The 4,827-nt window shown below is 61.3% G+C and carries 8 protein-coding genes and 1 pseudogene; 3 read left to right on the forward strand and 6 right to left on the reverse strand.

The window, feature by feature from the left end:
* Window positions 1-359: GGDEF domain-containing protein (locus JJ869_RS22055; RefSeq protein ID WP_292270835.1), on the forward strand; the 359-nt coding region annotated here is incomplete at its 5' end.
* 24 nt (window positions 360-383) lie between these two features.
* Here the strand turns inward: JJ869_RS22055 and JJ869_RS22060 are convergent.
* The 4 genes from JJ869_RS22060 to JJ869_RS22075 form a co-directional block, all read right to left on the reverse strand.
* The gene (locus tag JJ869_RS22060; RefSeq protein ID WP_292270837.1) at window positions 384-866 is read right to left on the reverse strand and encodes a periplasmic heavy metal sensor; all 483 of its coding nucleotides are present in this window, start codon (window positions 864-866) and stop codon (window positions 384-386) included.
* A 1-nt stretch (window position 867) separates the two neighbouring features.
* Window positions 868-1,209 carry a hypothetical protein gene (locus JJ869_RS22065; RefSeq protein ID WP_292270838.1) on the reverse strand — a complete coding sequence of 114 codons (342 nt, stop codon included), beginning with the start codon at window positions 1,207-1,209 and terminating at the stop codon, window positions 868-870.
* Window positions 1,184-1,783 (reverse strand): sigma-70 family RNA polymerase sigma factor, encoded by a 600-nt coding sequence (locus JJ869_RS22070; protein WP_292270846.1) that lies wholly within the window; start codon window positions 1,781-1,783, stop codon window positions 1,184-1,186. Before JJ869_RS22070 ends, JJ869_RS22065 begins: the two co-directional genes overlap by 26 nt.
* Before the next feature lie 83 nt (window positions 1,784-1,866).
* Window positions 1,867-2,352: an EF-hand domain-containing protein gene (locus tag JJ869_RS22075; protein ID WP_292270840.1), complete on the reverse strand. Its 486-nt coding sequence runs from the start codon at window positions 2,350-2,352 to the stop codon at window positions 1,867-1,869.
* Between the two features lie 234 nt (window positions 2,353-2,586).
* On the opposite strand from JJ869_RS22075, the gene JJ869_RS22080 reads away from it, so the two are divergent.
* Together JJ869_RS22080 and JJ869_RS22085 are read left to right on the forward strand one after the other, a co-directional pair.
* On the forward strand, window positions 2,587-2,982 hold the full coding sequence (locus JJ869_RS22080) for a DUF983 domain-containing protein (protein ID WP_292270841.1): 396 nt from the start codon (window positions 2,587-2,589) through the stop codon (window positions 2,980-2,982).
* Window positions 2,983-3,009: 27 nt separating this feature from the next.
* Window positions 3,010-3,714: an NUDIX hydrolase gene (locus JJ869_RS22085; RefSeq protein WP_292270842.1), complete on the forward strand. Its 705-nt coding sequence runs from the start codon at window positions 3,010-3,012 to the stop codon at window positions 3,712-3,714.
* Here the strand turns inward: JJ869_RS22085 and JJ869_RS22090 are convergent.
* Both JJ869_RS22090 and JJ869_RS22095 read right to left on the reverse strand, forming a co-directional pair.
* Window positions 3,711-4,613 (reverse strand): DMT family transporter, encoded by a 903-nt coding sequence (locus JJ869_RS22090; protein WP_292270844.1) that lies wholly within the window; start codon window positions 4,611-4,613, stop codon window positions 3,711-3,713. The two genes, JJ869_RS22085 and JJ869_RS22090, sit on opposite strands and share 4 nt — an antisense overlap.
* A gap of 19 nt (window positions 4,614-4,632) precedes the next feature.
* A pseudogene (locus JJ869_RS22095) lies at window positions 4,633-4,827 on the reverse strand (fatty acid desaturase); the annotation flags it as partial.

Raw genomic sequence — 4,827 nt, forward strand, 5'->3', positions numbered from 1 at the left:
ATGTCGCGCAGACAATGAAAGCGCATTTGCGCGATGGAGATTTCATCGCGCGATATGGTGGAGAGGAATTCTTGATCGTCCTGCCTGATGTGACCCCGGCTCAGGCGCGATCCGTTGCGAACCGATTGCGGGATGCCGTGGCCGACAGCCCAAAGCCCATCAAGAACGGCACCTATGTGCGTGCCACCATCAGTATCGGGATTGCCGTCGCACAGCGCAACGAAAGCGTCTCGACCAAAGCCCTTTGCTTCGCTGCAGACAGAGCCCTTTACGATGCCAAACGGAACGGTCGCAACCGGATTGAGGTGTCAGAAGGCGCGATCCGGCCAATGATACCGGAGCATCGCATGGGTGCCTGAGCAAAATGACCTGTGGGTCGCGCCTCAGCGTCGAACGCGCTTTGCCAGTTCGGTCAGACGGTCTTCGATCCGGTCAGCATAGGCCGCGCGTTCTGCATTGGTCATCGTGGCGACGCGATTGGCAAGGATCGCGCGTCCCATGTTCTCGCGCTCTGCGCGGGCGCGAGACTGGTCTGCCAACGCAGCCTCAAAGGCCTGTGCATCGAACGGCGTTGCCCGCAGGGTGTCGAGCGTCGCGCGCAAATCCGCGATGAATGCCCCCCGGTCGCGCCCCTCTTTCTGCAGGCCCGACACGAAGTCACGCCTCAACGCACGCTGATCCTGTTCGCTGAGCGCACGCATGTAGAACGCTCCGAAATCGAACCGGTCCCGGTCCGACCGTCGATCCGGACCGCCCATGAGCAGGAAGCCTGCAATTGCTCCGACGACAAGAACGTTCAGGGCGATTGAGACAAACAGCGTCAGGCGCATCCAGAGCGGTGTCTTGGGTTTCGTTGCATCTGCCATATCAGCCATCCACCAAGAGCAAGTCGAAGGCCCCCAGACCGGCACCGAAATCAAGTGTCGCCTCATCCAGAGGCGACAGCGACAGCATCAAATCATCCGTCAGCGTACCGCCGACCCAAACCCCGACGCAGGCCGTCATCGCAAGCCCTGCGACTGCGGGCCAGCCCCCAAGCGTGCCGAAGATCTGCCGCCACCATGGTTGTCGGACAGGACGGGGCATCTCGGCCGCCGCATCCGCCAGAACGCGCGCCATCAACCCGTCCGGAAGCGGCGGCATCGTCTGACGCGCCTGGGTAAAGGCTGCCTCGAGCGGGTCGTCAAAAGGAGGTTTCGACTGTGTCATCTGTATACCCCAAGCCTGTGCGCTGACCGCTCAGAAGCGCGGCCAGAGTTCGTTTGCCGCGTGCGGTCAGACTTTCCACCGCACGAGGCCCAATGTCCATGATCTGGGCAATCTCGGTGTTGCCCAAACCCTCGATATGTCGCAGCACGACAGCCTGTCTCTGGCGGTCCGGCAATTGCATCAGCGCCTCGTCCAGCGCCATCTGCCGTGCCTTCGCCTGCAATTGCGCTTCGCCCCCCGGCGCATCGTCGGGCACATCCAGATCCTCTGGCATCCCGTCGGGCCGTGTCTTCCGAAGTCGATCGATACACAGATTGGCTGTCACCCGGTAAAGCCATGTGCGCACCGATGCACCCCCGCCTACATCCCATCCCGGTGCCTGCCGCCACAGCTTGAGCATCGCCTCTTGCGCGACATCCTCGGCCTCGGCCCGGTCGTTGAGCATCCGAAAGGCATGCGCGAACACAAGAGGCGTGTATCTCGCCGCAAGCGTTCGTGCCGCGTCGGAGTCACCGGCGGCGTAATCGTCTAGCAATGCCGCCTCCGCAGCAGAATCGGTCGGGTTCTGGGTCATTCCACCGCGCGGTTGTGGTTTCCGGTCCAGTCTATCAGGTGCCATGAGCGATGCACACACACCGCTCATGGCGCTGCTCGATCTTAGCGGTTGCCGCCGTGGCCTTTGCCACCGAACAGACCGCCGCGCTTGCCGCCGTGATCGCCCATGCGGGCCTCGGCGAACTCTTCAGCGCTCACCATGCCGTCGTCATTGGCATCCAGCCGTTCGAACATCCGTGCCGGATCACGGCGCGACTTGATCTCGTCTTCAGACAAGGCCCCGTCACCGTTTGTATCCAGCCGCGCGATCATGCGCTCTGCCCGCTGTGCGGCACGCTCGCCAGCGGCTGCAGCGATTTCCTCGACGGTCAGAAGTCCGTCGCCATTGGCGTCGGCACGCGCGAACCGGTTGCCACCCGCAGCGAATTCCTCAACCGAAACAGAGCCATCGCCGTTCGAGTCCAGTTCAGCAAAAACCGTGGCACGACGTTCGTCACGTGTGGTTGCATCCTGGGCAAAGGCCGCACCGGCTGTGGTCGCCAGAAGAGCCGCAATAACGAGTGCCGAAATCTGCTTGTTCATGGTCATGTCTTTTTTCCTTTCGATGTCCGGTCTTTCGTCCGGATCGTTTGAACAACGGGCCAGAACGACATCCTGTCTCTCTGGCATCCACTGCGTTTCACGGCGCAGGTCTGAACTTCCGTCGCAAAAAACTCGGACAAGGGTTCACGGCTGCGTGATTTGCGACATCCAGCCGCAAGGACAGTTTGGTCACTGTTCATCGCTAACAGTCGTCGCCATCTTGCGCGTGGGAGTGCGAACATGACGACATCACATTTGACAGACGGGGACGAACGTCCGACATGGCCTGCGTTGCGCAAAGGCTGGCGACGGAAATGCCCGAATTGCGGCAGCGGTCCGTTGCTGAGCGGCTATCTCAAAGTGCGCGACACCTGCCCCGTCTGCCGCGAAGAGCTGCATCATCACCGTGCCGATGACGGCCCGGCCTACCTGACGATTTTGATCGTCGGACATCTGATGGCGCCGCTTCTGCACATCGTGTTCGTCAATTTCCGCCCCGAACCGCTTGTGCTGTTTACGATCTTCGCGGTTGGCTGCGTCGCGCTGACGCTCTACCTTCTGCCCAGATTGAAAGGGGCGATCGTGGCGTTTCAGTGGTCACGGCAGATGCACGGATTTGCCAACAGCGAATCCTGACCCTTTCTGCACAGAAGGGGTGTGTGCGTGACCGAACCGGGGACCATCGACAAGACAGCCATCCGCGACGCCGCGGCGGTAATCGTGCTGCGGGACCGCAATCACGAACCCAGCGTACTGATGGGACAGCGTGGCGCAAATGCTGCCTTCATGCCGAACAAGTTTGTCTTTCCCGGAGGCGCTGTGGACCCGGAAGATGCCCACGTGCCCTTTGCCGACCCTCTGTCGCCACTTTGCGAAAGCCGGTTGACCGATGGTGTTGCCAAGGATCGCGCATTGGCGCTGGCAGGCGCAGCGATCCGCGAATTGTGGGAGGAAACCGGGCAGATCCTAGGACGTCCGGGCACCTGGGATGCTCCTCCACACAACTGGCAGGACTTCGCGGCACGCGGCCATCTGCCCAGCGCAGCACCGCTTCAATTCGTGTTTCGGGCCATCACTCCGCCGGGTCGCCCGCGCAGGTTCGACGCGCGTTTCTTTCTGCTGGATGCCGATGATCTCGCCAGCGACCCGGATGATTTCTCGGCCGCGTCTGACGAGTTGGCGCATCTGCAATGGATCGCTCTGGACAAGGTGCGTGGCTTCGACCTGCCCTTCATCACCGAGGTGGTTCTGGCCGAAGTCGCAGCCCGCGCCACTGATCCGCACCCTCCAGCCTCGGTTCCGTTCTTTCGCAACGATGACGAGGAAAGCCTGTTTCTGCGCCTCTATGGGCGGCCGATGCCGGATTAGATCACAAGGATGAAGGTGAGGATCGAGAGTGCTAGAAAGCCAATCCCGATCAGTTCACGGGCGGTGATCTTTTCCTTGAAGAACAAGACCGAGGCCATGAGCGAAAAGATCAGTTCGATCTGACCTACGGCCTGCACATAGGCCGCGGTCTGCAAGGTGAAGGCGGTGAACCATCCCATGGACCCCGCCATTGACGTTAACCCGACCCAGACCGCCACTTTGCGCGCCCGCCACACAGCACTGAGCTGCCCCGGCTCGCGCCAGCGCAGCCACAGCGCCATCCCGATGAACTGTGAGGCAGTGACGCAGGTCAGGGTCACGGCCGCCCGCAACAAGGCGTCCTCGCTGTCGATCTGAAGCGACGCCGCACGGTAACTTGTGCCCGAAAACGCAAAGAAGAAGCCTGATGTCAGCCCAAGCCCCGTTGCGCGGCCTGTCAGACTGGACCAAAACCCTTGATCCAATCCTGGGGTTCGCGACAACAACAAGACACCGATCAACCCGATCAGAATTGCGCCCCACCCCGCCAGCGAGACTTCCGCACCAAACAGGGCAACTCCGACGATGGCGGTCTGGATCACTTCGGTTTTCTTGAAGGTGATGCCCACTGCGAAGTTGCGTTGCCGGAACAGCGCCACAACACAGACTGTGGCAAGGATCTGCGACACGCCGCCCAGCCACGCATAGAACCAGAACCATCCATCAAGCACGGGAAACGGCGCTTCGCGTAACCACAGATAGGCAACTGCCACCAGCATCGCAGCCGGGGCGGCATAGGCGAAGCGGGCAAAGGTCGAACCAGCCGTGCTCAGCACATCCATGCTCAGCACTTTTTGCAGCATGAATCGGACGGTCTGAAACAGGGCGGCCGCGACGCTGGCGAAAATCCAGAGTTCCATCCGCCTCTATGGCGTCAGGTCAGCGCCCTTGTCCATCCCGGTAAAGCGGATGCGGCACCGGATCCTTGGCGCGGAACAGATACTTGCGGGCGACGTCTGCATAGGTGCCGTAGTGATAGTCCTGATTGGACGCGAGGTATTGCGTCCGCCGTGTCCGGTAGAGATCGCGCAATGCGTACCACGGCACGCTTGGGTGCATATGGTGCACCGCGTG

The sequence above is a fragment of the Marivita sp. genome, from assembly GCF_017643905.1.
Classification (GTDB): Bacteria; Pseudomonadota; Alphaproteobacteria; order Rhodobacterales; family Rhodobacteraceae; genus Marivita.

Excerpts from the sequence above, each read along its gene's own strand:
- JJ869_RS22070 (WP_292270846.1), bottom strand. The coding sequence starts at position 1,783 with ATGACCCAGAACCCGACCGATTCTGCTGCGGAGGCGGCATTGCTAGAC.
- JJ869_RS22060 (WP_292270837.1), bottom strand. The coding sequence starts at position 866 with ATGGCAGATGCAACGAAACCCAAGACACCGCTCTGGATGCGCCTGACG.
- JJ869_RS22090 (WP_292270844.1), bottom strand. The coding sequence starts at position 4,613 with ATGGAACTCTGGATTTTCGCCAGCGTCGCGGCCGCCCTGTTTCAGACC.
- JJ869_RS22075 (WP_292270840.1), bottom strand. The coding sequence starts at position 2,352 with ATGACCATGAACAAGCAGATTTCGGCACTCGTTATTGCGGCTCTTCTG.
- JJ869_RS22065 (WP_292270838.1), bottom strand. The coding sequence starts at position 1,209 with ATGACACAGTCGAAACCTCCTTTTGACGACCCGCTCGAGGCAGCCTTT.
- JJ869_RS22080 (WP_292270841.1), top strand. The coding sequence starts at position 2,587 with ATGACGACATCACATTTGACAGACGGGGACGAACGTCCGACATGGCCT.